Genomic DNA, 25,079 nt, shown 5'->3' on the forward strand with positions numbered 1-25,079 from the left:
GCCGCATGGACGCACCGGCACACGTCGGAGTCCTCGGCGGAGGGCGCATGGGCGCCGGGATCGCTCACGCCTTCCTGCTCGCCGGATCCCGTGTGAGCGTGGTGGAGCGCGACAGCGCCAGTGCCGACGCCGCCGCTGAGCGCGTGCACGACAGCATTCGGCGTTCGGTCGACCGCGACCCGCTGCTCGACGAGTCCGCGCTCCGCGCCCGCCTCGCCTGCGGCACCGAGATCGCCGAGTTCTCGGAGTGCGCGCTGGTCGTTGAAGCCGTTCCGGAGGACCGGGCGCTCAAGGAGGAGGCGCTGAGCCGCGCCGAGGGAGCGATGCGCGACGGCGCGATCCTCGCCTCGAACACCTCCTCGATCTCGATCGACGACCTCGCCACGAGCCGCGCCCGACCCGAGACCTTCCTCGGGCTGCACTTCTTCAATCCGGTGCCGGCCTCCGCCCTCGTGGAGATCGTGCGCGGCTCGGCCACGCGGGCCGACGTGGTCGAGACCGCTCACGCCTGGGTGCAGACGCTCGGCAAGTCGCCGATCGTGGTGCGCGACTCCCCCGGCTTCGCCTCCTCGCGGCTCGGCGTGATGCTCGGCCTCGAGGCGATCCGGATGCTGGAGGAGGGCGTCGCGAGTGCCGCCGACATCGACGCGGCGATGGCCCTCGGCTACCGGCATCCGACCGGCCCCCTGCGCACCACCGACATCGTCGGACTCGACGTGCGCCTCGGGATCGCGGAGGAGCTCGCGGCGACGCTGGGCCCGCGCTTCGAACCACCCGCGCTGCTGCGCGCGATGGTCGCGGACGGAAAGCTCGGCCGCAAGAGCGGCGAGGGCTTCTACAGATGGAACGAGGAGACGCGATGACCGACTACCTGCCCAGCTACGTCGAGGGATCCTGGTGGACTCCCCTTCGAGAGGCTCAGGGATCCATCGCCGGAACCGACGTGCGCGATGCGTCGACGGGCGAGATCGTGACACGCGTGAGCACCGAGGGACTGGATCTCGCGGCGGCTCTCGAGCACGCGCGCACGGTCGGCCAGGCGAGCCTGGGTGCGCTCACGTTCCACCAGCGGGCCGTGCTGCTGAAGCAGTTCGCGCTCGCCCTAACCGAGCGCAAGGACGAGCTCTACGCGCTGTCCGCCCGCACGGGTGCCACCAAGACGGACTCCTGGGTCGACATCGACGGCGGGATCGGGGTCCTGTTCTCCTACTCGGGCAAGGGCCGCCGCGAGCTGCCGAACAGCACGGTGCACGTCGACGGCCCGGTCGAGCCGCTCTCGAAGGACGGCTCGTTCCTCGGCCGCCACGTCTACACGACACTGCCGGGCGTCGCGGTGCAGATCAACGCCTTCAACTTCCCGGTGTGGGGTTCGCTCGAGAAGCTCGCCCCGGCCTTCCTCGCCGGCATGCCGACGCTGGTGAAGCCCGCGACGCCGACCGGGTACCTGGCCGAGGCGATGGCGCGGATCCTCGTCGAATCCGGACTCCTGCCGGCGGGGTCGCTGCAGCTCGTCAGCGGCAGTGTCCCGACCCTGTTCGATCACCTGCGGCTCGGCGACATCGTCGGATTCACCGGCAGCGCGTCGACGGCGGAGAGCCTCAAGGCGCACCCGGCCGTGCAGACGGGCGGCGTGCGGTTCACCGCCGAGACCGACTCGATCAACGCCTCGGTGCTCGGCACGGACGCGGTGGCCGGCACCCCGGAGTTCGACGCCTACGTGCGTCAGCTCGTGACCGAGATGACGACCAAGGCCGGTCAGAAGTGCACCGCGATCCGCCGGGCGATCGTCCCGACGGAGACGGCGGATGCCGTGATCGAAGCTGTCCGGGCTCGGATCGCCGAGAAGACGGTGCTGGGCGACCCGCGCGCCGAAGGCGTCACGATGGGCCCGCTCGCCTCGCTCGCCCAGCGTGACGAGGTTCTGCGCCAGGTCACGGTGCTGCAGGATGCCGGTGGGCGGCTCGTCGTCGGATCGACCGAGACCCCGGAGGTGCGCCTCGCCGACGGGACCACCGGTGCCGCATCGGACGGGGCCTTCGTCTCTCCCGTCCTGCTGCGCTTCGACGATCGCCAGGCCGAGGCCGTGCACAGCGTCGAGGCCTTCGGCCCCGTGGCGTCGCTCCTGACCTACGACACGACGGCCGAGGCCGCGGCGCTCGTCGGACGGGGCGGCGGCTCGCTGGTCACCAGCATCGCGACGCACGATCCCGTGCAGGCCGTCGACCTCGCCACGCGCATCGCTCCCTTCAACGGACGCATGCTGCTGCTCGACCGCGATGACGCCCGCTCGTCGACCGGTCACGGCTCGCCCCTCCCCAACCTCGTGCACGGCGGTCCGGGTCGGGCGGGCGGCGGCGAGGAGCTCGGCGGCATCCGCGCCGTCCTGCATCACATGCAGCGCACGGCCGTGCAGGGCTCGCCGCAGATGCTCACCGCGCTCACCGGCATCTGGCACGCCGGCGCGACCGCCCGCAGCGAGGGCCGGCATCCGTTCCGCAAATCGCTGGCCGAGTTGCGGATCGGCGATCAGATCGTCTCGGCGTCTCGCGAGGTGACGCTGGCCGACATCGAGACCTTCGCGCAGTTCACCGGCGACACGTTCTACGCGCACATGGACGAGGATGCCGCGGCAGCCAACCCGTTCTTCCCCGGACGGGTCGCCCACGGGTATCTGCTCGTCTCCTGGGCGGCCGGGCTCTTCGTAGATCCCGAACCCGGTCCCGTGCTCGCGAACTACGGCCTGGAGAACCTGCGGTTCCTGACCCCGGTGTCTCCAGGAGACGAGATCCGGGTCGAGCTCACCGCGAAGCAGATCACTCCCCGCGAGACCGATGAGTACGGCGAGGTGCGCTGGGACGCCGTCATCCGCAACCAGGCCGATGAGACGGTGGCCACCTACGACGTGCTGACGCTCGTCAGCAAGGAGCCCGCCCCGGCGGCGGTCCCGGTGTGAGGCCGATGATGCAGCGCGACCGGGCGTCCGCTGCGCTGGGCATGAGCGTGGACCGCGACGACCCCGGAGCCGCGGTCGTGTCGATGGTCGTGCGCGACGACATGCTGAACGGGTTCGCGATCACGCACGGCGGCCTCGTCTTCGCGCTCGCCGACACCGCGTTCGCCCTCGCGTGCAACGAGGACGAACGCGTGACCGTGGCGGCGGGCGCCGACATCACGTTCCTGAAGTCGACGCACGCCGGACAGACGCTGACCGCGACGGCGGTGCGCCGCGTCGTCAGCGGACGCACCGGCCTCTATGACGTCACCGTCACCGACGACGCCGGCGACGTGGTCGCGGAGTTCCGCGGCCGCTCGGTCACGACGAACCGCCGGATCGACTGAGGGTCCGTCAGTCGAAGACGAGGTCGCGACGCGTGGTCGCATCCTCCACGGTGATCCCGACGATGAGCGACCCGGGGTCGACGACGTCGCGGTCGGCATGGAAGCGGAACAGGTGGCCGTCCCGCGTCGCGACGTCGTACCAGTCATCGCCCGATGAGACGACGGTCACCGTCGTGCCTCCCGGGTAGGCGGCGATCGCCTCGGCGACCGCGTCTCCGACACGCACGTCGCCGCGGGCGGGCAGCGCGGCGCCCGACTGCGCCGTCTCATCGAGGGAGCGGTCATTGCCCACCGTGATCGCCGTGACGACCGTGCCGCCCTGCTCCGGTTGGATCAGGAGCGAGGCGGTGCCGTCCTGGTTCACGACCCGCCACGGCCCCTGTTCGAAGGCGGGCTCGAGCGCCTGCGCTCCCGCTGCGGCCTTCACGGCCTCGTCGATCGGGTCCCCGAGCCGGATCGGGCCGACGCCGCCGGTCGACACCGTCCACTCGCTCCAGGGCGCGGATGCATCGGAGGCCGGGTCCTCCTCGTCTTCGGGCGGGTTCGCCGTGAGCTCGTCGATCAACGACGCACGGGCGTCCTCCGCGCGCCACAGGAGGAGCTCGGCGACCGCTTCCCCATCGATCGCGGTGTCGCCGACGACGGGCTGCCAGATCTGCACGATCACGTTGCCGACGGAGGCGACGGCGGAGAACGTGCTCCTGCCGCCTTCGATCTCGGGGAAGGTCAGGACGCCGGCGAATGCCCGCGCGTTCTCCGAGGCATCCGGAATTACCGCCTCGAAGGTCGCCTCGCCGTTGTAGTCGAACGTGCCGCATCGCCCCGCCGCGTCGACCAGCTGGTCCATGCGCTTCGTCGCGTGAGCTTCATCGGCGAACTGCAGGACGGTGAGGCTGCCGGTTCCCCTCTCGGAGTCCTCCGGCACCTTCCAGGAGAGGTTGCGCGAACCCACGCTCGTCAGCGACTGCTCGGCGAACAGCGCCGAGCAGATCGCGGGGACGGGGGTCGGTCCGCCACCGTCGGAGATCTGCTCCAGCACAGACGACGACGCACCCACCTCGGCACTCCCCGGCAGGAGCTCCGTGATCTCGTCCGGCGTCAGGAGCAGCAGGTCGAGCTCATCCCCCACGAAAACCGCGGGCCCCGTGTACGGCGAGGAGCCGGGTGTCCCCGAGCCGGTGGGCGCCGGGCTCGGTCCCGGGTCGGGCGCACATGCCGAGAGCATGAGGAACGAGCTGACGGCGATGACGCCGACCACCGTCGTCGTGAGTGAACGCGCGCGCGACATATGACCCTCCGATGTGAAACTGCGTCGCGTGTCGACGCCCCCTGCGGCGAGCGTAGATCAGGCCGACGCCGCCACGAGGGCAGGCGACTCATGTCGAGATCAGAATGATACGAAGCGCATGCCGTCGCGCGCATACGGGTCGCCCATCGCAGGCTCAGCGGCGGAGCGCACCGCTGAGTTCTCCGGCAGCCGCCGCGCGGGCGTCGGCTGCCGTGGAGGCCGCGATCGCTGCGAGTGCCGCGCGGCGGCACGTCGCCTCATCCACCTCGGCGAGCGCGGCCGCGACGCGGCCGAGCGCGCGCGACGTCATCGACAGAGACGTCACGCCGAGCCCGAGCAGCACCGGCGCGAGCGCCGGATCCCCGCCGGCCTCGCCGCAGACGCCCACCGGCTTCCCGGCCGCACGGCCCGCATCCCCGACCGCCCCGATCAGGCGCAGCACCGCCGGCTGCCACGGATCGTTGAGATCGCCGAGCTCGCTGAGCAGTCGATCGGCCGCCAGCGTGTACTGCGCCAGGTCGTTGGTGCCGAGGCTGACGAAGTCGACGATCTCGAAGAGCTCGGCGGCCAGAAGTGCAGCGGACGGCGTCTCGATCATGATCCCCACACGTGCGAGTCCTGCCGAGCGGCAGCGCTCCGCGAAGTCACGAGCCTCCTCGACCGTCGAGACCATCGGGGCCATCACCTCGACCAGCGCCGACTCCGCTTCCGCGGCGAGCGCAAGCGCCCGCAGCTGGTCGTCGAGGAGCTCCGGCGAACGGCGCGCGATACGGAGACCGCGAACGCCGAGCGCGGGGTTGTCCTCGTGATCCGCATTCGCGAAGGGCAGGGGCTTGTCGCTGCCCGCGTCGAGCGTGCGCACCACGACCTTGCGTCCGGGGAACGCGGCGAGCACCCCGCGGTACGCGGCGACCTGCTCGTCGATGCTCGGGGCGTCGGCCCGGTCCAGGAAGCAGAACTCGGTGCGGAAGAGTCCGACGCCTTCCGCCTGGGCGGATGCCGCGGCCACGGCATCCGCTGCTCCCCCGACATTCGCCAGCAGCGGCACGGGTTGCCCGTCTGCGAGCGCGCCGGCGCCGTCGAACGCGACCACGACGGCCGCTGCCCGCGCCTCGGCGATGCGCTCCTCGGAGGGATCCACCTCGACCGTGCCGTGATCGCCGTCGACGAGCAGCATCGCACCCGCGACCACGCACGTCGCCCCGGCCACACCGACGACCGCAGGCAGTCCGAGGGAACGCGCGATGATGGCGGTGTGCGAGGTCGGGCCACCCTGCTCGGTGACCAGTCCGACGCACTGCCCGCCCTCGAGCGACGCAGTGTCGGCCGGAGCGAGATCCGCGGCGACGAGCACGAACGGCTCATCGCGCTCGGGAACGCCGGGCATGTCGACCTCGAGGATCTCGGCGATGATCCGATCCCGCACGTCGCGGATGTCGGCAACCCGTTCCGCCATGCGTCCGCCGAGGGCTCTGAGGCTCTTCTCGTGCGCCGTCGCAGCCTCCCACACCGCTCGCGCGGCGCTGCGCCCCTTCGTCTGCACGAGGGCGGTCGCGTCGGCGACGAGCTCCGGGTCGGAGGCGAGGAGTCGCGAGGCGTCGAGGATCGCCCTGGCCTCACCCGTGGCCTGCGCCGTGCGGGAACGCAGCTGATCGGCGACGGCCACGGCCGCCCACTCGATGGCGGAGACCTCGTCGATGCGGTTCTCCGGTGCGATCACCGTGCCCGCATCGGGCTCGGGAAGCGGAGGAGCGAGATGCACCACGGGCGCGGCGACGCGTCCGGCGCTCACCCCACGTCCGCGGAGAACCGTGCCCGAGGCGATCGCGGTCGGCGCCGCGGCCGTCGTCGCGGGTGCCGCGGGGCTCGTCGACGTCGTGGAGGGCTGCGTGGGCGCAGGGTCGTCCACGCCTTCGCCGAAACCGTCGTCGAACAGGGCGACCACGCGGTCCAGCGCGGCGTCGGCTCCTCGCGCGGTCACCTCGACCTCGTCTCCCTGGCGCGCGCCGAGGATCAGCAGCCGGGAGAGGCTCGCCGCCGACGCGTCGGGTCCGTCCGGGAGACGCCGCAGGCGCACATCCGACCCCGCCGACGCCTTGGCGATGAGGGCTGCCGGGCGCGCGTGGATACCGAGCGGATTGCGGACACGCACGCGACGGACGAGCGCATCCTCCGCGACCGCGGTCGCTCCTGGGGGTTCCGCAGCAACGGTCGGGGTCTCCTCCGGGGTGCCGAGCTGCCCCGTCTTCGCTCCGAGCGCCGCACCGGCCTCCGCGGCCACCTCGTCGAGCGAACCGCCCGCGGCCGCCGAGACCACTGCCGCGAGCAGCCCCTCGACGAAGGGAGCGGGGGCGAGGCGCACCGGCACGTCGCTTCCGCGCAGCTCGAGCGCGAGCTCCGCGCTCAGCACCGCGGATCCCAGATCCATCAGCACCAGCACACCGTCGCAGTCGGCGGCGAGCTCATCGATCGCACCCGCGACGGCCACGGCATCCGTACCGAGGATCGGCGCTCCGTCGGCGTCGGTTCCGGCACCGGCAGCGACCTTCACCTGCACATCCGCGCCCTGCACCATCTGCAGGGCAAGCTCCAGCGCCGCCTCCCCGAGTCGTGCGCTGTGGGAGACGGCGACGATCCCGATCATCAGGAGCTGCCGGAGATCGCCGTGGCGAGCGTGTCGAACAGGATCGCCGTCGATGCGGCACCCGGATCGAGGTGTCCGGCGCTGCGTTCGCCGAGATAGCTCGCCCGCCCCTTGCGAGCCACGAGCGGTTCGGTCGCGTCCCGCCCTGCGGCTGCGGCATCCGCCGCCCTCCGAGCCGCCGTCGACAGATCGGCGCCCTCGGCGATCGCCGCATCGAGCGCGTCGACCGCGGGTGCCATCGCGTCGAACATCGTCTTGTCTCCCGCTTCGGCCTTGCCGCGGGCGACGATGCCCTCGAGACCCGCGCGCAACGCGGAGGCGAGGCCGGCCGCGTCGAGCTCCGTGACCGCGCCGGCCGTCATCCCCATGCGCAGGAAGAACGTGCCGTAGAGCGGCCCGCTGGCCCCTCCGACCGAGCTCACCAGCGTCATGCCCACCGTCTTCAGCAGTTCGTCGACGGTGGCCGGCGTTCCGGCGGCGAGCTTCTCCCCGACCGCGCTCATGCCACGGGCAATGTTGGCGCCATGGTCGGCGTCGCCGATCGCCGAGTCCAGCTCCGTGAGCCACTCGCGTTTCTCGGTCACCGCATCGCGGAAGCCGGAGATCCAGTCGACCAGGGTGTCGGTTCCGACGGCCGCCATCACGCCCCCCATCGCAGACCGGGCGTGTTCACGGGCGCATCCCACAGACGCAGCAGCTCGTCGTCGACCTTGAGCACCGTGACGGAGCATCCGGCCATGTCGAGCGACGTGATGTAGTTGCCGACCAGGTTCCGGACGATCTGCACCCCCGCCTTCTCGAGGAGTGCGGCGACCTCGGCATACATCAGGTACAGCTCGATCTGCGGTGTCGCGCCCATCCCGTTGACCATCACGATCGCGGGTCCGGCGAAGTCGAGGTCGGCGAGGATCGGCTCGACGAGCTGACGGGCGATGTCGGATGCCGGAGCCAGCGGCTCGCGGTGGCGACCCGGTTCGCCGTGGATGCCGATGCCGATCTCCATCTGATCATCGGGGAGGTCGAAGGTCGGCTTGCCCGCGGCCGGAACCGTGCAGCTCGTGAGCGCCATACCCATCGAGCGCCCCTGGCCGTTGACGCGCTTCGCGAGCTCGACCACCGAGGCGAGGTCCTGGCCCTCTTCCGCCGCCGCGCCGACGAGCTTCTCCAGCAGCACCGTGAGGCCGACGCCGCGACGCCCTGCCGTGTAGAGCGAGTCCTGCACCGCGACGTCGTCGTCCACCACGACGCTGCCCACCTCGATGCCCTCCATCGATGCCAGCTCGGCCGCCATCTCGAAGTTGAGCACGTCGCCGGTGTAGTTCTTCACGATGTGCAGGACGCCGGCACCACGGTCGACGGCCTTGGTCGCGGCCTGCACGCGGTCGGGCGTGGGCGAGGTGAAGACCTCGCCGGCGACGGCGGCATCCAGCATGCCCTCGCCGACGAACCCGCCGTGCAGCGGTTCGTGTCCTGATCCGCCCCCGGACACGATGGCGACCTTGCCCTGCGCCTTGGGCGTCGCGCGCGTGATGACGTGGGTCTCGAGGTCGACCGAGAGCTCGGGATGGGCGAGCGCCACGCCCCTGAGCGATTCGACGAGCACGTCCTCCGGGGCATTGATGAGCTTCTTCACTGCGATCTCCTTTGATCTCTTTCGCGAAAATCGGAAAGCAATTCGTTAATGTCGAATATGCTCGGACCCGGTCGGGTTGTCAAGATCAATCCGGAAGACCAGCACGACGAACCGGTTCGACGTCGAATCGGAAGAAGGGACGGCCCCGTGATCCAGGCGATCGACCGTGCGGCGAAGATCCTCGAACTGCTCCAGGGCGCCCGCCATCTGGGCATCACCGACCTCGCGGCCGCCCTCAGTCTTCCGCCCTCCACCGTGCACGGCATCGTGAAGTCGCTGCGCTCTCACGGCCTCGTCGCCAAGGAGCGCGGCGGTCAGCGCTACATGCTGGGGCCCACCCTGCTGCGCCTCAGCAACGTCTACCTCGACACGCTCGACGTGCGCGCCCGGGCGATGCGCTGGACGCAGGAGCTCGCCCGCCGCACGAACCTCTCGGTGCGACTCGGCGCCCCGCACTTCACGGACGTCCTGGTCATCCATCACAACCTCCGGCCCGACGACAGCCAGCAGATGCTGGAGACCGGCGTCGCGATCCCTGCACACGCCTCGGCGATGGGCAAGGTGCTGCTGGCCTACGACCTCGGCTTCCAGCGGAGCGTGTTCGAGCAGCCGCTGCGCAGCCTCACCGGCGATACGGTGACCGACATCGCACGGCTCACCCTGGAACTTCCCGCGATCGCCGAGCGCGGGAACGCGGCGGAGTTCGACGAGGCGGTGCTCGGCGAGTCCTCGATCGCGGCACCCATCGCGGATGCATCGAACGACATCGTCGCGGCCGTGGCGGTGGTGATGCCGACCACGCAGACACCGCCATCGGATGCCATCCTCGACGCGCTCCGCGAGACGGCCCGCAACATCTCGCGGGAGCTCGGCGCGACGTCCTGGCCGCCGCGCGTCGCCCCTGCGGAGGACTGACCGCGCGAAGGATTCGAGTTCAGCCGCGCAGTGCGAGGGCGAGCGGGAGCACGTCGGTCGCCCCGGCCTGGCGCAGCACGCGGGCGGCGACGGTCATGGTCCACCGGCTGTCGACCAGGTCGTCGACGAGCAGCACAGGGCCGGCAGGCACCTCCAGGTGCTCGGCGCTGAAACGGTCCCAGAGGCCGGCGAGGCGGAAGACGCTGTTCCCGCCCGGTTGCCCGGTCGGCCCGCCCCCGACCGGCTCGAGCGCCCCCAGATACGGCAGGCGCCCGACTTCGGCGAGCCCGCGCGCGAGCGAGTCGACCAGCAGCGGACGCGACCGCGACGGCAGGGCGACGACAGCCACCGGACGCTCGGCCCACCCCCAACCGGCGAGCACGCGGATGCAGCCCTGGATCAGCTGCGGTGTCACGGCGGCATCCGACGCACCGGGCGCGAAGATCTCCCGCAGGGTGTTCCCCCACCCCAGGTCGGTGAGACGCGCGAGCGCTCGGCCCTCGCCGGCCTGCTCGCCTGCCGAGATGCGGCCCTTGAGCGGAACGCCCAGCCGGTCGGCTCCCGTCGGCCAGGCCCGACGGGGCTCGATCGGAACGCCGACACGGTCGAGCGACTCCGCCGCCTGCGTGCTCGCCGCCGTGCCGATCTCGCGCGGGAACCATCCGCCCGCGCAGTTGTCGCATCTCCCGCAGGGTGCGGCCGTGTCATCGTCGAGGGAGCGCTGGAGGAACTCCATGCGGCATCCGTCGGTCTGCTCGTATTCGATCATGTGCTGCTGCTCGGCGAGGCGCTCGGCGGCGATGCGCTCGTAGCGTTCGGCGTCGTAGCTCCACGGCGCACCCGTCGCTACCCACCCGCCCTGCACGCGCCGCACGGCCCCGTCGACGTCGAGCACCTTCAGCAGCAGGTCGAGCGGCGTGCGGCGGATGTCGACCATCGCCTCGAGCGCCGGCGTCGAGATCGGCGCATCGCCGAGCGCGCCGATCACCCGTTCGGCGCGTTCCCGGTCGGGCATCGACGCGGTAGCGAAGTAGTGCCAGATGTCGCGGTCCTCGACGCCGGGCAGCAGCAGGACATCGGCGCTCTCGCTCGCACGACCGGCACGACCGACCTGCTGGTAGTAGGCCACGGGCGACGAGGGCGCGCCGAGGTGCAGCACGAACCCCAGGTCGGGTTTGTCGAAGCCCATGCCCAGAGCGCTCGTCGCGACGAGCGCCTTGACCTCGTTGCGCTTCAACATCCCCTCGGACTCTTCGCGCTCCTCGGTGTCGGTCTGCCCGGTGTAGGCCCGCACGTCGTGCCCGTGATCGCGCAGCAGCCGGGCGGTGTCGACGGCGGCGGCGACCGTCAGCGTGTAGATGATGCCGGATCCGGGCAGGTCGTCAAGGTGACTCAGCAGCCAAGCCAGTCGACTCGCCGAATCGCGCAGCCGCAGCACACCCAGACGCAGCGACGTGCGCGCGAGCGGTCCGCGGATCGTGAGCACCGGCGCCATACCCTCGTCGCCCTCGGCCTCACCCGTCAGGCTGCCGAGCTGCTCGGCGACGTCGGCCACGACCCGGCTGTTGGCGGTCGCCGTCGTCGCGAGCACCGGGACATCGGCCGGCATCTGAGCGATGAGGTCGCGCAGCCGCCGATAGTCGGGACGGAAGTCGTGCCCCCAGTCGCTGATGCAGTGCGCCTCGTCGACGACCAGCATCCCGATGCGACGGACGAGCGCCGGCAGCTGCTCCTCGCGGAACGCGGGATTGTTGAGTCGCTCGGGCGAGACCAGCAGCACGTCGACCTCGTCGCGGTCGAGCTGCGCGAGCACGTCGGACCACTCGTGCGCATTGGTGGAGTTGATCGCGACCGCGCGCACTCCCGCCCGTTCGGCGGCGGCGATCTGGTCGCGCATGAGCGCCAGCAGGGGCGACACGAGCACGGTGGGACCCGCGCCCTGCCGCCGCAGCAGCAGCGTCGCGACGAAGTAGACGGCCGACTTGCCCCAGCCTGTGCGCTGCACCACGAGCGCGCGGCGGCGCCCCTCGACCAGCGCCTCGATCGCCTCGTACTGCCCATCGTGGAAGTCGGCGTCGGGGCGGCCGACGAGTTCGCGCAGCGCCGCGAGCGCGGGCTCGCGGGTGTCGGCGGGAGGTGCGGAGGTCATGCCCCCACTCTGCCCCACTCCACCGACACCTCGGGGTCGGCATCCACAGGCTCGCCCGACCCCGACCCCCGCATCACACTCGTCGGTCGAAAGCACGGATGCAGGTCCAGAACACCCTTTCCGAACCTGCACCCGTCCCTTTCGGCCTGCATCTGTGTCGGGGCCTCACCCATACCCTCCGATCCCCGGCCGCAGATCGCGCCTAGCGTAGGAGCATGATCACCCGCGAACTCGCCGTCGCCCTCCGTGAGGCCGGCCTCGGCTGGCACCCGGCCGAAGGCGACCGCTTCCAGCTCGACCTCCCCGACGAGGTGGAGCTCGAGGCCGAGGCCGACGTCTTCACCGTCAGCGAGATGACGATCGAGGCGCGCCAGACGCCGAGCGGCACCGACCTCGCGTTCAACGGCACGACCGAGTGGGCGCTCGACGCCGTGACTCTCGCGGACGCGGTCTGGCTGCCGCGCGAGGACCAGCTGCGCGAGCTGCTCCGGGGGACCTTCCGCTCACTGGTGCGCCTCGACGACACCTTCCGCGTGGACATCGAGATCGCGGGGAACGGCCTCTCGTTCGAGCATCCGGATCCGGCCGAGGCGTACGGCCGGGCTCTCCTGGAGCTGATCTCGCGGTCGCACTGACACCCGCCTTGAAGACGGGCGACCTTCTGTGTCAGAATAACCTAACGATCGGTCAGTAAAGATGCTGAATGAGGAGCCACGATGACCAGCCCCGCAGACCTCTCCCTCGTCCCGAGCGAGATCTCGGATGAGGAGCGCGTGTTCGACGAGCTCATCGCGAACGAGCAGCGCATCGAACCCCGCGACTGGATGCCCGACGCGTACCGCAAGACGCTGATCCGCCAGATCTCCCAGCACGCCCACTCCGAGATCATCGGGATGCAGCCGGAAGGCAACTGGATCACGCGGGCGCCGAGCCTCAAGCGCAAGGCGATCCTGATGGCCAAGGTGCAGGACGAGGCCGGCCACGGGCTGTACCTCTACTCGGCGGCACAGACCCTCGGCATCACGCGCGACGAGATGATGGACCAGCTCATCAGCGGCAAGGCCAAGTACTCGTCGATCTTCAACTACCCCACGCCCACCTGGGCCGACATGGGCGCGATCGGCTGGCTCGTCGACGGCGCCGCGATCGTCAACCAGGTGCCGCTGTGCCGCGCCTCGTATGGACCCTACGGACGCGCCATGGTGCGGGTCTGCAAGGAGGAGTCCTTCCACCAGCGGCAGGGATTCGAGATCCTCCTCAGCCTCATGCAGGGCACCGAGGAGCAGCGGCAGATGGCACAGGATGCCGTGAACCGCTGGTACTGGCCGAGCCTGGCGATGTTCGGGCCGCCGGACGAGCAGTCGCCGAACTCCGCGCAGTCGATGAAATGGAAGATCAAGCGCTTCTCGAACGACGACCTGCGTCAGCGCTTCGTCGGGATGCTGGTGCCGCAGGCCGAGATCCTCGGCGTCACGCTGCCCGACCCCGACCTGCGCTTCGACGAGGAGACCGGTCAGTACGCGATCGGCGAGATCGACTGGGACGAGTTCTTCGAGGTGCTGCGCGGCAACGGCCCCTGCAACGCTGAGCGTCTCGAGCGCCGGCGGACCGCCCACGAGGACGGCGCCTGGGTGCGCGAGGCCGCGGCGGCGTATGCCCGCAAGCAGGCCTCTCCTTGGGTCCCTGAGCCCGTCGAAGGGCAGGTGGCCTGATGGCGACTCCCGGCGCCGATGAGCGCGAGCCCTGGCCCCTGTGGGAGGTCTTCGTCCGCGCGAACCGCGGCCTGAGCCACGTGCACGTCGGGTCCCTGCACGCGCCGGACGCCGAGATGGCGATCCGCAACGCCCGCGACCTCTACACGCGTCGCGGCGAGGGCGTGTCGATCTGGGCCGTTCCGGCGGATGCGATCACGACCAGCGACCCCGACGCGAAGGGCGCGTACTTCGAGAGCCCGGCCGGGAAGAACTACCGGCACGCCGTGTACTACACGGCATCCGAGGGGGTGCCGCACCTGTGACCCTTCGACGAGCTCAGGGACCCATCCAGGATGCCGACGTCCACGGCGACGTGTCGGTCGACGCGCTGCAGCTGAGCGACGAGCTCTCCGGCTCCGGCGCGACGGCAGCGTCCGCCGACGTCGCAGAGTACGCGCTCCGCCTCGGCGACGACGCCCTGATCCTCTCGCAGCAGCTCGGCGAGTGGATCTCCCGCGCGCCGGAGCTCGAGGAGGACGTGGCGCTCGGCAACATCGCCCTCGACCTGCTCGGACACGCCCGCTCGCTCCTGCACTACGCCGGCTCCTACGACGGCCGTAGCGAGGACGACCTGGCCTTCTTCCGCGACGAGCCGGAGTTCCGCTGCGCCTGGATCGTCGAGCAGCCCAACGGCGACTTCGCGCAGACCATCGCCCGGCAGTTCGTGGTGTCGACCTACATGTTCGAGCTGTATTCGGCTCTTCGCCTGAGCACCGATGAGACGTTCGCAGCGATCGCGGAGAAGTCCCTCAAAGAGGTCGACTACCACCGGGATCATGCGGTGCAGTGGATGCTGCGCCTCGCGGGCGGCACGGAGGAATCGCGCGCCCGGATCATCCGTGCGACCGCGGACGTCTGGCCCTACGTGGACGAGCTGTTCCGCGACGACGAGCTGATCGAGCGGCTGGGCGACGCCGCCGCACGGCCGTCGAGCCTGCGGGAGGGATTCGACGGTGTCGTCGACACCGTCTTCGCCGAGGCCGACCTGGCCGTGCCCGCGGTGGCCGCCTCTTCCACCGGCGGACGGCGCGGAGCACACGCGACTCCCCTGGGCCACATCCTCGCCGAGATGCAGGTGCTCGCGCGCCGGCATCCGGGGGCATCATGGTGACCCTCACTCCGACACAGGCGGCCTGGCGGATCGCCGCCGCCGTGCCCGACCCCGAGGTTCCTGTGCTCACGATCGAGGACCTCGGAGTGCTCCGCGCCGTCGAGGCAGACGGCGACCGCGTGCGCGTCGACATCACGCCGACGTACAGCGGATGCCCGGCGATGGACACGATCCGCGACGACGTGATCATGTCGCTGACCGCGGCCGGCTTCGCGGAGGTCGACGTGCGCCTGGTCCTCTCCCCCGCCTGGACGACGGACTGGATGTCGGATGCCGGCAAGAAGAAGCTCGAGGCCTACGGCATCGCGCCGCCCTCCGGCCGCGCCGCCGTCTCCACCGGACCGATCCGGCTCCTGCTGAGCGTGCGCTGCCCGCGCTGCGGCTCACTCGACACGCACGAGGTCTCGCGCTTCGGTTCGACCTCCTGCAAGTCCCTGTTCGAGTGCCGCGCATGCCTCGAGCCCTTCGATCATTTCAAGGTGCACTGATGTCGCTCTTCTCCTCCGCGCGTGCCGGCGCCCCGGCATCCGTCCCGCCGCGCCGGTCGCCCGGCGAGCGCACGCGCGCACGCTTCCACACGCTCATGGTCGAGGATGTCCGCCCGCTCACCGACGATGCGGTCGAGGTGACGTTCACCGTGCCGGCCGCGCTGGCCGACGATTACGACCACCTGCCGGGCCAGTACGTGGCGCTGCGCACGACGCTCGAGGGCACGGAGGTGCGCCGTTCGTATTCGCTGTGCCGGGCTCCCGAGCACCGCACGGACGGCGCACCGACACGACTCAGCGTCGCCGTGAAGCGCGACGAGGGCGGCCTGTTCTCGACGTGGGCCCAGACCGGCCTGCACCCGGGGTTCGAGATCGACGTGATGAGTCCGCAGGGCACGTTCACCTCCGGCCTCGACGACCTCGACCACAAGCACGTGGTCGGGATCGCCGCCGGCTCCGGCATCACCCCGCTCATGGCGCTCGCCCACACGGTGCTCACGCGATCGACCACCTCGCGCTTCACGCTGCTCTACACGAACCGGTCGACGCTCGACGTGATGTTCCTGGAGGATCTCGCCGATCTCAAGGACCGCTACCCGACCCGCGTGACGCTCCATCATGTGCTGTCACGCGAGCAGCGCACGGCTCCCGTGCTGTCCGGGCGGATCGACGAGGAGAAGCTGCGGACGATCTTCGCCTCGCTCATCGACCCCGCCGACGTCGACGAGTGGTTCCTGTGCGGTCCGCTCTCGCTCGTGGACCTGTGCCGAGAGGTGCTCTCCGACGTGGGCGTCGCCCGCGAGCACATCCGCTTCGAACTGTTCACGACGGGAGACGAGCCGCTGCGCACCGCACGGCCGGTCGAGGTGCGCGCGGGAGCTGCGACATTCCGCATCGAGGTCAACCTCGACGGCGTCTCGTCGACGGTGGAGAGTCCGGTCGACGCGCACGAATCGGTGCTGAATGCGGCCCTGCGCGTGCGGCCGGATGCACCGTTCGCGTGCGCGGGCGGCGTCTGCGGAACCTGCCGTGCGCGCGTGATCGAGGGCAGCGTCAGCATGACCGAGAACTACGCGCTGGAGCCCGACGAGCTCGAGCGCGGGTACGTGCTCACCTGTCAGTCCCATCCCACCAGCGACCGCGTGGTCGTCGACTACGACGTGTGACCGGAGTGCGTCACCTGGGTCCCTGAGCTTGTCGAAGGGCCCACCGAGAGGAACCCCATGATCGATCTCACCATCGCGGATGACGTCGCCACGGTCGTCCTGAACGCCCCCGCGAAGCTGAACTCCCTCGACGAGCAGGCGCTCCACGGGCTGGATGCCGCCTACGCGGAGGCCGAGGCCGGCGGCGTCCGCGCCCTGGTGCTCCGCGGCGAGGGCCGGGCGTTCTGCGCCGGACGCGACATCTCGGGCGTCGACCCCCGTGACGACGACGTCATGGGGTATCTCGGCGGGCTCGTCACGCCGCTGCTGCAGCGCATGTCACGGTTCCCCGCGCCGACGTTCGCGGTCGCTCATGGCGCCTGCCTGGGCGTCGGGCTCGGCCTGCTGATCGCGACGGATGTCGTCTACGTCGCGGAGTCCGCGAAGATCGGCTCGCCGTTCGCCGCGCTCGGAGCCACGCTCGACTCCGGCGGCCACGCGCTCTTCCTGGAGCGTCTCGGCGCCCACAAGACCCTCGACCTCATCTACACCGGGCGGCTGATGAGCGGCGCCGAAGCCGTGGCATCCGGACTGTTCTCGCGGGTCTTCCCCGACGACGAGGTCGTCTCGGCGACGACGGATGCCGCAGCCACCGCCGCACGCGGGGCCACGGCTGCCTTCCTCGCCAGCAAGGAGCTCATCGCACGGATCCGCGACGAGCGCCTGGCGCTCTGGGACTCGGTCGACATCGAGAACGCCGCACAGGCCGCCCTCTGCGACACCGACGACTACCGCGAGGGCTTCGCCGCCTTCCAGGAGAAGCGGAAGCCGGAGTTCCGAGGGCGCTGAGCGCGCAAGCACCCGCTGGAGGCGCGCGGAATCAGGCGATCGCGCGGAATCAGGCTCGTTCGCTCGGAATCGGCCTGATCCTGCGATTTCGCCTGATTCCGGCCGCTGGCTCAGCGCACGATCTGGCTGAGGATCGTCGGGTCGGTGATCTTCTCGTCTCGCGAGAGCATCACGACCTTCGACACGATCTCCGCCGTGCGGGGATCGTCGTCGACGAACGGGAGGAAGACGCGTCCACGGTGCTGTGCGCCCACCGGGGCGATGAACAGCGTGTTCCCCGGGATGCGATGCACGATGCCGGAGCCCAGGTGCACCGAGTAGATCCCGAGCGATCCCTTCACGCGCGCATGGTGCCCGTCGACCTCGACGTTCTCGAGTCCGAGAAGTCGGCAGGTCTCGTCGACGAGGCGCTGGCGCATCTCGATGCTCGACTCCGACGCCTGCGGATCCACGCCGCTGGCATGGGCGACCGAGACCACGAGGTCGAGATCCCGCATGGTCTCGGAGAAGACGCGCGGCGGAACGTCGGCCAGCGCGAGCGCCTCATACGAGCCGGCGTGGGCGAACCGGACGTCGTCGAGAGCGGTCTCCTCGACGTCCCCGGGGGTCCCCCAGCCTCCTGAGGCGTTGCAGAACGCCGTGATCCTCTCGTTGTGGAAGGTGCGTCCGTATCCGAGCCCGTAGTCCCTGACCCAGCCGCGAGCGTGGAACAGACCCGCTGCCCTCCTCGAGTCGAGCTGGTGTCCGACGTACCGCCGCGACGAGGTCCCCTGCTCGGCCTTCTCGTTCTCGTTGAGGAGGTAGAGCTCGCGGAACAGCTGCTTGAACGGCTGCGGGCGGCCGCTCGTCATCACCGCGTGCTGCAGGTCGGGCCAGTCTCCGCTCGCCAGCAGATCGAGCGGATGCGCGATGCGCAGTCCTCCGACCGCGCGGAACGTCGAGTCGTCCGCACGGACGAGTTCGTCTCCCCCGGCGCTGAGGAACCCCACTCGGCCTTCGCCGTCGACCATCACGAGGTCCGACAGCATCCGACCGAGGATCGGGTGCGCCTGCAGGAGCGTGAGCTCCTCCGCATCGATGACGTCGCCGAGCACGCAGGCGGCCTCGAGGGACGCGCGGACCCGCTGCGCCTGTTTCTTGAGGTCGCGCGCCCTGGTCGTCAGAGCGGCGATCGCCTCGACCTTGCGGCTCTTGGCCGGCACGGCCGCCAGGGACTTGCCGGCGCGGTCGACCGCGATCTCGGGCATGCCCATGTCGTCGATCGTGAGGCTGACCGTCACATCACCGTCGACGGCCGTGACCGGTCCGCGGCTGAGGTCTTCACCCGCCCTGGCCTCCATCGCCCAGATCAGGCGCTGCGGATCCCGATAGCCGGCCGTACGGGCGAGGTTCTCCAGAGCCGTGTGCACGGCCGCCGTCTCGGTCGCACGGCGCTGCGGGCCGTTCGTCTTCCCGGTGCTGACGAACGCACGGAGCGCCTCGTACCGGCGCAGCAGCTGATCCGGGTCACCGCTCAGCGGCAGCAGTCCGTAGGCGCGCACGGCGTCCTGATGGCGCTTGTCGTGCATGCGCGCGAGCAGCTCGTCCTCGGTGACCTTGCCGCGCAGCGCGTTCGCGAAGAGCTCGGCCTGCTTGTGCTCACCGGACGTCGAGGCGTACTTCGATGCCTTGAGCACACGATCGAGCCGGTCGTCGCCCAGTTCGGCGTGGAGCCGGTGGAACCACTCGGCATCCGCGCACCCCTTCTCGCGATCCTCGTCCGGCACAGGAGTGCGCTGCTGGATCTCCCGCGACCGCTCCGCGCGGATGCGCGCACTGACGTCGTGCGTGTCGACGGGGGTGTGCGCGTGCAACCACCAGACGGCGGAGGCGAATCCCGGCCACCCCAGGTGCTCCTCGAACAGCTGCGCCCACTGCGGCGAGTACATCGCGGTCTCGATGATGCGGCTCTCCGGGAGCTTCGAGCCGGCGAAAGCACGAGCGATCGAGGCGACGGTCTCGTCGGGTGCCGGGTAGCTGACGCGGACGAGATGGGAGAACACCCCTTCGCGGTCGCTCGCGTACAGATAGCGCCGTGTGAACGGACGTCGCCCCAGGGTCCGGAGCACGGCGACCAGGTTGTCGGCGCCCGTCGCCCGTTGCAGCGACATCGCCATCCGGGAGTACGGCGACTCGTGGTCTCCTCGAGGCAGTTCGAGTTCGGTCACCGTGCGCTGCACTTCGTCGACCACCGCCTGGGTCGCCGGCGGTGCGCCCGTGATCACGCTGAACCTGGCCAGCGGATCGCTCTCGGCGACGTCGAGTTCGCAGCGCAGACTCGGTCGGGTGAACACATGGTCGACGAGGTCCGCACGGGTGGCGATCCCGCGCTCGAACGCCTCGATCACCGTCGCCAGGGGCGGCCGGTATCGGAACGGCTGGTCGACGACCGTTTCGGCGGCGCCCCAGTACGAAGGATCGTGCAGCTCGACCTTAGGTCCCGCCCACTGATCGACCGCGCCCTCCGGTTCGTCCACGAAGCGCAGCATCCGCCACAGGCGATCGAGCTGCCGATCGTCGAGCGCAGCGGGGTTCAGGTGGTTCGACGCTCCGAAGAGCAGCGGATCGCTTTCTCGCGGGTCGCGTCCGATTCGTCGACGGTGGTCGTCGAACTGGACGTTCCGGGGACCGATCAGCTGTTCGACCGGCAGCTCCGCGGCAGACAGGGCGATCAGGTCCAGCACGGGCTCCGTCCAGGTCGACCGCCACTCGCGGTGGGCGAGGTGTCGGATCAGCTCCAGTCGGAGGGATGCCGTCAGATCACCGCGGTCCCGCCCGATATCGCCCAGCACCTGGACCCCTCGCGGCCCGTCATCCGCGTTCAGCAGCCGGAGCAGGACGAGCTCGACTCCACCGTCGACGAGTTCACCGCTGATGCGCTCCCACCAGGGGTCCAGCAGGTCGGCGGCGGGCATCGAGCCGTCGTCGTTCCGCTCGATGCTCCTGATGTTGGCGAGCAGTTCGACGCCGCCCCGCGTCTGCACCTCGACGTTCGCGTGCTCGTCCAGCCACGCGCCCAACGACAGCCAGATGCGCCGGGCACCCGGGTGGTACGCCGTCCATCGCGATGCCGGTGGGGCGGACGGACGGACGGCCGGGGTGCGGTCGGCGACGCCGAATCGGAGGAGGGGCGGACGGTTGTCGGCATCCGTCGTCGCGCCCGCGGACCGTTCGGCCCCGGCTGCAGCTGACTCCGGGGCGGCGCTCGTCTCGTCGGAGTCGAGCCCGGCGAGCTGGGCGAGCTCGACCGCAGCACGTCGCTGTTCGGGTTTTCCGGCGCGCAGCCGCTCGATCGTGGCCAGCAGGTCTTCCGGCGACTGCGTCAGCAGCAGACCCAGAGCCGACTTCCGGAGGTCGTCCGACTTACGGGTGAGGGCCTGCTCGAAGGGCACGGCCTCCTCCGCCGTGAGTGCGTCGATGTCGAGTGCGCGGCGCGCTTCGCTCCTGACGTGCCACGAGACGTCGAGCGTCAGCGCCAGCAGTTGCGTGCGGTACCGCGCGGGCGCTTTCGCGTAGCGCTTCGCGGCGGCATAGCGCGCGTCGGCCGATGCACCGTCGAGATCGATCTCGTCCGCACCGGAGTGGGCGGCCAGGAGATCGGTGACGTCAGACTTCTGCACCTTCACGAGGCGGGGCGAGAGCATTCCGACGTCGACGTTCTGCGCAGCACCCAGCTCATCGAGCCGTCGGGTCAGCGTCGAGCGGACCAGGTCCGTGAACGGCATCGTCCCGGCGGACTCTCCGCGCTGCACGGGCCAGGCCGACAGCGCCACGGCGAAGACCCGCAGATCGGTGTCCCCCAGCGCGACCGCGAGCGCATCGGCCGCCGCCGGATCCGTCACGTCGATCAGGATGCGTGCCGCGGCGAGCCGGCGACCGGCGTCTGCGTCGTCCAGGAGGGCGGATGCCGTGGCGACAGCAGTGCCGACGTCGCGCACCGCGAGAGTCCACAGTCCGAGGAAGACCTCGGTCGGGGTGGCGGCGCGGAGTCGCTCGACGTCCGGCGCCTGACGCATGAACCGCGCGAGCGTCGCGAAGGTATCAGCGGCCTGCGCTGCCCGATCCACCGTCAGGTCTTCGCCGACCCACTCCGACAGTGCGCGGACCGCGCTGGAGAACCGCACGAGGCCGTTCTCGACGATGATCTCCAGGAAGAGCGTGAGCGCGTCGGGGTGCGCGAGGTCCAGAGACTCGAAGATCGTCTGGCGCAGGCCCTCCGCGCGGCCGGCCTCGCGGAGCTGCTGTGCCACCACGTCCCAGGCATCGGCATCATGGGCGGCGAGCAGCGCGAGATACCCCTGCGCCGACGGACCGCCGACCGCATGCGCACCCGTGAGGCTCTCGACCAGGATCCGCCCCACGCCGGAGTTCCCCGCATCCATCGCCGCGGCGAGCAGTTCCCCGAGCGGCAGACCGTCGGGGAGGTAGAGCAGCCACGTGGCGTGCCACTCGATCGGCTGCGGGTAGTGCGTCGCATGACCGAGCAGGGCGACCAGGGTCTGCCAGCGCCACGAGCGACTGCGTGCGGCGTCGGACGACCGATATCCGCGGTGGCTCCACCCACGGAGATAGGGCCGCGACTTCGACCACTCCCACCAGTGCGCGAGCTCGGTGGCGAGTGACGGCGAGAACGCCTTGAACACCTTGGTCCGCTCGCGCAGGGAGAGCTCATCGAGTTCGGCGGCGATGATGTCCGCCGTGCGGCGCACCTCCGCCAGCGCCTCCTCGTCGTGCGCACCAGAGCGGTCGTTCAGGTTCGCTTCGATGCGCTTGGCGATACGCGGGACACCCCAGCCCCGCGCGCTGATCGCACGAACCTCCTTGCCATCGCACGAGCAGTACCTGCTCAGTTCGTCCTTGGCCTGCTCCACTGTCAGCACTGCTTCCCTATCCCGTCAGGGCGACGAGTCTCACTAGCCGGAGACGGGATCCCGGCTCGATCGTGATGATGTGGTCGAGGTCGGTGATCCGGACGTCGTCGACGAAGGCGAAGAAGAGCTCGTCGGTGAACGCCTCGACGGCCCTGGCCTGCGCGTCATCGAATTCCGGGGCTGCCGGGACCGCGCGCGGCTCCCGTCCATAGCGCCCCGTCTCCACGCCCTCCGCCAGATCGGCGGGTGTGAGGATCTGCAGCACGGTCGACCGGGAGCGGTGCGCTTGATACGCGGCCAGCTCGTGCTCGACCAGGATCCGCAGCAGCGAGCGCAGCGAACGGTCACCGTCGACCTGGGGAATCGTGAGCGATTCGCCGACCGCGCGGCTGCCCAGCAGTGCGGTCTCGACGATCATCCGACCATCTTGGCATGGAGCCCCGACACTCGATCCCCTGACGTCGAGGGACCACCGATCACGCCGCCCGCCGGATGCGCGGCCGATCGAGGCGGCCGTAGTCGACCAGCACCGTTGCCTGGTCTGCAGGTCGGCACTCGGTCAGATACAGCTCCTGCCCTCCGACATAGCGCGCGTTCGCGGCCGCGCGGGGATCGGCGGGCATCCCGTCTCGCACCGACATCCGCCTGGCGGACTCCTCGAACGGAACCTCGAGGAAGACGGAGAGATCCCAAACATCCCGCAGCTCGGGGCGATGAAGGAAGATGCCGTCGACCAGGAGCACCGTCCCGCGCGGGACCTCGCGACGCGGGCCGGTCAGGAGTTCGTCGGAGTCGACGTCGTGCCCGACAGGCAGGTACGTGCCGTGCCCGCGACGGAACGGTTCGACGACCTCTCGGCGGAACCTCGCGTAGTCGTACGAGTCCAGCCAGAACCCTTCCGGGGATGTCTTTCCGCGACGGTAGCGGCGGTCGCGAACGTGATGAAAACCGTCGATCGACACCCGCACACAGGCGGGCATCAGGGTCGCCAGCTCGTCGGCCAGCACGGTCTTTCCGGACCCGTCCACGCCGTCGATCCCGACGATGAGGTTGGGACCGCCAGGCTCGGGGACCGGCATCAGCGCCAGCAGGGCAGCGAGGAACTCCGTCCGCTGATCGCGCATCTTCTGCCCTCTCTTCTCGGAGGTTCCGATCGTGCCACACCGACGGCCGATGGCCGCCGCGCGGAATCAGGCCATCGCGCGGAATCAGCCGGTATCTCCCGGAATCGGCCTGATCCCGCGTTTTCGCCTGATCCGGCGTGCATGTCCGACCCCGGTGCGAGAATGCGGAGATGAAGCTCGCGGAGCTCGTCTCCACCACCGAAGAGGTCGCCGCCACATCGTCGCGTCTGGCCAAGATCGACGCGCTCGCGCGGCTGCTGGCGAAAGCGGAGCCGGATGAGATCGCGCCGCTGGTCGGGCTGCTCCTCGCTTCCCCTCGTCAGGGTCGGCTCGGCGTCGGATGGCGCGGGATCGCCGCTCTCGAGGTCGCGAACGCCGCTGAGACGAACCTCACGATCGCCGACGTCGATGAAGCTCTGGATGCCCTGGCGGCGGCGTCCGGCACCGGCTCGACCACGACGCGCAGCAGCACCCTCGGCGCTCTGGCCGGCCGCTCGACCGCCGACGAGTGGGACTTCCTGGCCCGCGCCATGCTCGGCGAGCTACGCACCGGTGCGCTCGGAGGGGTCCTCCTCGATGCCATCGCGCGCGCATCCGACCGCGCGCCAGCGACGGTCCGTCGCGCGGCGATGCTCTCCGGCGACCTCGGCGAGACGGCGCTCATCGCCCTCACCGGAACCGCCGAAGAGCTCGACGCGGTCGGCCTGCAGGTCGGGCGACCGGTGCTGCCGATGCTCGCGGCCACCGCGGCGACACCGACAGCCGCGCTCGAGATCACCGGCGAGGCATCCGTGGAGTACAAGCTCGACGGCGCCCGCATCCAGGTGCACCGTCACGGCGACGAGGTCGGCGTCTACACCCGCAGCCTCGCCGACATCACCCACCGGGTGCCGGAACTCGTCGAGATCGTGCGGTCGCTTCCGGCACAGGATCTCATCCTCGACGGCGAGACGCTGTCGCTCGACGAAGATGGCGGGCCCCGCCCGTTCCAGGAGACCATGTCGCGCTTCGGCGCCGACGTCGCCCGTGAGCTGCTGCTCCGGCCGTGGTTCTTCGACGTGCTGCACGTCGACGGGCGCGATCTTCTCGACGAGCCGCTGTCGGTGCGTCTCGCCGAACTCGAACGCGTGGCCGGGGAATGGCGGATGCCGGGGATCGTCACGGCCGATCCGGATGCCGCCGAGCAGCTGTCCCGCGAAGCTCTCGCCGCCGGGCACGAGGGCGTGGTCGTCAAGTCGCTCGACGCACCCTACGCCGCCGGTCGACGCGGCAAGTCCTGGGTCAAGGTCAAACCCGTGCTGACCTATGACCTCGTGGTCCTCGGCGCCGAATGGGGCTCCGGCCGCCGACAGGGCTGGCTGTCGAACCTGCATCTCGGCGCCCTCGATCCCGACGGCGAGTTCGGCGATCCCGGCGGCTACGTCATGGTGGGCAAGACGTTCAAGGGCCTCACCGACGAACTGCTGCGCTGGCAGACCGAGACCTTCCCCGAGTACGAGACCCGCCGCACCCAGGGCACGGTCTTCCTGCGACCGGAGATCGTGGTCGAGATCGCGATCGACGGCGTGCAGCGCTCCCCGCGCTATCCCGGCGGTATCGCCCTCCGGTTCGCACGGGTGAAGGGCTACCGCCCCGACAAGACGCCGGCCGAGGCCGACACGATCCAGACCCTGCGCGCGCTGCTGCGCGAGTGACGCATTATCACGCATCCGCGATATCGTTGAACCATG

At 70.4% G+C, this 25,079-nt stretch carries 20 protein-coding genes; 12 read left to right on the forward strand and 8 right to left on the reverse strand.

Features of this window, described 5'->3' with window-relative positions:
* The first annotated feature begins 5 nt into the window (after positions 1-5).
* Genes ABS642_RS07865 through paaI form a run of 3 tightly spaced genes read left to right on the forward strand, consistent with a single transcriptional unit; the run spans position 6 to position 3,339 of the window.
* Positions 6-863 (forward strand): 3-hydroxyacyl-CoA dehydrogenase family protein, encoded by an 858-nt coding sequence (locus ABS642_RS07865; RefSeq protein ID WP_350352886.1) that lies wholly within the window; start codon positions 6-8, stop codon positions 861-863.
* Entirely contained in the window at positions 860-2,953 is a 2,094-nt protein-coding gene (gene paaZ / locus ABS642_RS07870) for a phenylacetic acid degradation bifunctional protein PaaZ (RefSeq protein ID WP_350352887.1), read from the forward strand. The genes ABS642_RS07865 and paaZ overlap by 4 nt, the downstream gene beginning before the upstream one ends.
* Before the next feature lie 5 nt (positions 2,954-2,958).
* The gene (gene paaI, locus ABS642_RS07875; RefSeq protein WP_344708608.1) at positions 2,959-3,339 is read left to right on the forward strand and encodes a hydroxyphenylacetyl-CoA thioesterase PaaI; all 381 of its coding nucleotides are present in this window, start codon (positions 2,959-2,961) and stop codon (positions 3,337-3,339) included.
* 7 nt (positions 3,340-3,346) lie between these two features.
* Here the strand turns inward: paaI and ABS642_RS07880 are convergent, their stop codons facing one another.
* From ABS642_RS07880 to dhaK, 4 genes are all read right to left on the reverse strand, one after another.
* Positions 3,347-4,627 (reverse strand): hypothetical protein, encoded by a 1,281-nt coding sequence (locus ABS642_RS07880; RefSeq protein WP_350352888.1) that lies wholly within the window; start codon positions 4,625-4,627, stop codon positions 3,347-3,349.
* 154 nt (positions 4,628-4,781) lie between these two features.
* Positions 4,782-7,271, reverse strand: a complete 2,490-nt coding sequence (gene ptsP / locus ABS642_RS07885; RefSeq protein ID WP_350352889.1) for a phosphoenolpyruvate--protein phosphotransferase — start codon at positions 7,269-7,271, stop codon at positions 4,782-4,784.
* Positions 7,271-7,912 (reverse strand): dihydroxyacetone kinase subunit DhaL, encoded by a 642-nt coding sequence (gene dhaL, locus ABS642_RS07890; protein ID WP_350352890.1) that lies wholly within the window; start codon positions 7,910-7,912, stop codon positions 7,271-7,273. Before dhaL ends, ptsP begins: the two co-directional genes overlap by 1 nt.
* The gene (gene dhaK / locus ABS642_RS07895; RefSeq protein WP_350352891.1) at positions 7,912-8,904 is read right to left on the reverse strand and encodes a dihydroxyacetone kinase subunit DhaK; all 993 of its coding nucleotides are present in this window, start codon (positions 8,902-8,904) and stop codon (positions 7,912-7,914) included. Before dhaK ends, dhaL begins: the two co-directional genes overlap by 1 nt.
* A 147-nt stretch (positions 8,905-9,051) precedes the next feature.
* Between dhaK and ABS642_RS07900 the strand changes: the two genes are divergently transcribed.
* A complete protein-coding gene (locus tag ABS642_RS07900; protein ID WP_116634689.1) occupies positions 9,052-9,819 on the forward strand; it encodes an IclR family transcriptional regulator in 768 nt (255 codons plus the stop codon).
* Positions 9,820-9,838: 19 nt separating this feature from the next.
* Here the strand turns inward: ABS642_RS07900 and ABS642_RS07905 are convergent, their stop codons facing one another.
* Positions 9,839-11,968 carry a DEAD/DEAH box helicase gene (locus ABS642_RS07905; RefSeq protein WP_350352892.1) on the reverse strand — a complete coding sequence of 710 codons (2,130 nt, stop codon included), beginning with the start codon at positions 11,966-11,968 and terminating at the stop codon, positions 9,839-9,841.
* A gap of 215 nt (positions 11,969-12,183) precedes the next feature.
* Here ABS642_RS07905 and ABS642_RS07910 point away from each other — a divergent pair, with 215 nt between their 5' ends.
* The 7 genes from ABS642_RS07910 to ABS642_RS07940 all read left to right on the forward strand — a co-directional run bounded on the left by ABS642_RS07910 (position 12,184) and on the right by ABS642_RS07940 (position 17,315).
* Positions 12,184-12,603, forward strand: coding sequence for a pilus assembly protein CpaE (locus ABS642_RS07910; protein ID WP_350352893.1), 420 nt, complete (start codon positions 12,184-12,186; stop codon positions 12,601-12,603).
* Between the two features lie 81 nt (positions 12,604-12,684).
* Entirely contained in the window at positions 12,685-13,680 is a 996-nt protein-coding gene (paaA, locus tag ABS642_RS07915) for a 1,2-phenylacetyl-CoA epoxidase subunit PaaA (RefSeq protein WP_350352894.1), read from the forward strand.
* A complete protein-coding gene (gene paaB / locus ABS642_RS07920) occupies positions 13,680-13,985 on the forward strand; it encodes a 1,2-phenylacetyl-CoA epoxidase subunit PaaB (RefSeq protein ID WP_136056072.1) in 306 nt (101 codons plus the stop codon). The genes paaA and paaB overlap by 1 nt, the downstream gene beginning before the upstream one ends.
* Complete coding sequence (gene paaC, locus ABS642_RS07925) at positions 13,982-14,833, forward strand: 1,2-phenylacetyl-CoA epoxidase subunit PaaC (protein WP_350352895.1); 852 nt, start codon at positions 13,982-13,984, stop codon at positions 14,831-14,833. Before paaB ends, paaC begins: the two co-directional genes overlap by 4 nt.
* The gene (paaD, locus tag ABS642_RS07930; RefSeq protein WP_282214117.1) at positions 14,827-15,321 is read left to right on the forward strand and encodes a 1,2-phenylacetyl-CoA epoxidase subunit PaaD; all 495 of its coding nucleotides are present in this window, start codon (positions 14,827-14,829) and stop codon (positions 15,319-15,321) included. The genes paaC and paaD overlap by 7 nt, the downstream gene beginning before the upstream one ends.
* Entirely contained in the window at positions 15,321-16,487 is a 1,167-nt protein-coding gene (paaE, locus tag ABS642_RS07935) for a 1,2-phenylacetyl-CoA epoxidase subunit PaaE (protein ID WP_350352896.1), read from the forward strand. Before paaD ends, paaE begins: the two co-directional genes overlap by 1 nt.
* 57 nt (positions 16,488-16,544) lie before the next feature.
* The gene (locus ABS642_RS07940; protein WP_350352897.1) at positions 16,545-17,315 is read left to right on the forward strand and encodes an enoyl-CoA hydratase-related protein; all 771 of its coding nucleotides are present in this window, start codon (positions 16,545-16,547) and stop codon (positions 17,313-17,315) included.
* A 110-nt stretch (positions 17,316-17,425) separates the two neighbouring features.
* On the opposite strand, the gene ABS642_RS07945 is transcribed toward ABS642_RS07940, so the two are convergent.
* The 3 genes from ABS642_RS07945 to ABS642_RS07955 are packed head-to-tail and all read right to left on the reverse strand — an operon-like array spanning position 17,426 to position 23,349.
* Positions 17,426-22,234, reverse strand: coding sequence for a DUF5724 domain-containing protein (locus tag ABS642_RS07945; protein ID WP_350352898.1), 4,809 nt, complete (start codon positions 22,232-22,234; stop codon positions 17,426-17,428).
* 7 nt (positions 22,235-22,241) lie between these two features.
* Positions 22,242-22,643 carry a hypothetical protein gene (locus ABS642_RS07950; RefSeq protein ID WP_350352899.1) on the reverse strand — a complete coding sequence of 134 codons (402 nt, stop codon included), beginning with the start codon at positions 22,641-22,643 and terminating at the stop codon, positions 22,242-22,244.
* Between the two features lie 58 nt (positions 22,644-22,701).
* Positions 22,702-23,349 (reverse strand): AAA family ATPase, encoded by a 648-nt coding sequence (locus tag ABS642_RS07955; protein ID WP_350352900.1) that lies wholly within the window; start codon positions 23,347-23,349, stop codon positions 22,702-22,704.
* A 170-nt stretch (positions 23,350-23,519) separates the two neighbouring features.
* On the opposite strand from ABS642_RS07955, the gene ABS642_RS07960 reads away from it, so the two are divergent.
* Positions 23,520-25,043, forward strand: a complete 1,524-nt coding sequence (locus ABS642_RS07960; RefSeq protein ID WP_350352901.1) for an ATP-dependent DNA ligase — start codon at positions 23,520-23,522, stop codon at positions 25,041-25,043.
* Positions 25,044-25,079: the final 36 nt, after the last annotated feature.

It is taken from the genome of Microbacterium sp. A8/3-1 (genome assembly GCF_040267695.1).
GTDB lineage: Bacteria > Actinomycetota > Actinomycetes > Actinomycetales > Microbacteriaceae > Microbacterium > Microbacterium luteolum.

Excerpts from the sequence above, each read along its gene's own strand:
- ABS642_RS07910 (WP_350352893.1), top strand. The coding sequence starts at position 12,184 with ATGATCACCCGCGAACTCGCCGTCGCCCTCCGTGAGGCCGGCCTCGGC.
- paaB (WP_136056072.1), top strand. The coding sequence starts at position 13,680 with ATGGCGACTCCCGGCGCCGATGAGCGCGAGCCCTGGCCCCTGTGGGAG.
- ABS642_RS07955 (WP_350352900.1), bottom strand. The coding sequence starts at position 23,349 with ATGCGCGATCAGCGGACGGAGTTCCTCGCTGCCCTGCTGGCGCTGATG.
- paaA (WP_350352894.1), top strand. The coding sequence starts at position 12,685 with ATGACCAGCCCCGCAGACCTCTCCCTCGTCCCGAGCGAGATCTCGGAT.
- ABS642_RS07960 (WP_350352901.1), top strand. The coding sequence starts at position 23,520 with ATGAAGCTCGCGGAGCTCGTCTCCACCACCGAAGAGGTCGCCGCCACA.
- paaD (WP_282214117.1), top strand. The coding sequence starts at position 14,827 with ATGGTGACCCTCACTCCGACACAGGCGGCCTGGCGGATCGCCGCCGCC.
- paaI (WP_344708608.1), top strand. The coding sequence starts at position 2,959 with ATGATGCAGCGCGACCGGGCGTCCGCTGCGCTGGGCATGAGCGTGGAC.
- paaZ (WP_350352887.1), top strand. The coding sequence starts at position 860 with ATGACCGACTACCTGCCCAGCTACGTCGAGGGATCCTGGTGGACTCCC.
- ABS642_RS07905 (WP_350352892.1), bottom strand. The coding sequence starts at position 11,968 with ATGACCTCCGCACCTCCCGCCGACACCCGCGAGCCCGCGCTCGCGGCG.
- ABS642_RS07865 (WP_350352886.1), top strand. The coding sequence starts at position 6 with ATGGACGCACCGGCACACGTCGGAGTCCTCGGCGGAGGGCGCATGGGC.
- ABS642_RS07880 (WP_350352888.1), bottom strand. The coding sequence starts at position 4,627 with ATGTCGCGCGCGCGTTCACTCACGACGACGGTGGTCGGCGTCATCGCC.
- dhaL (WP_350352890.1), bottom strand. The coding sequence starts at position 7,912 with ATGGCGGCCGTCGGAACCGACACCCTGGTCGACTGGATCTCCGGCTTC.
- paaE (WP_350352896.1), top strand. The coding sequence starts at position 15,321 with ATGTCGCTCTTCTCCTCCGCGCGTGCCGGCGCCCCGGCATCCGTCCCG.
- ptsP (WP_350352889.1), bottom strand. The coding sequence starts at position 7,271 with ATGATCGGGATCGTCGCCGTCTCCCACAGCGCACGACTCGGGGAGGCG.
- ABS642_RS07940 (WP_350352897.1), top strand. The coding sequence starts at position 16,545 with ATGATCGATCTCACCATCGCGGATGACGTCGCCACGGTCGTCCTGAAC.
- ABS642_RS07950 (WP_350352899.1), bottom strand. The coding sequence starts at position 22,643 with ATGATCGTCGAGACCGCACTGCTGGGCAGCCGCGCGGTCGGCGAATCG.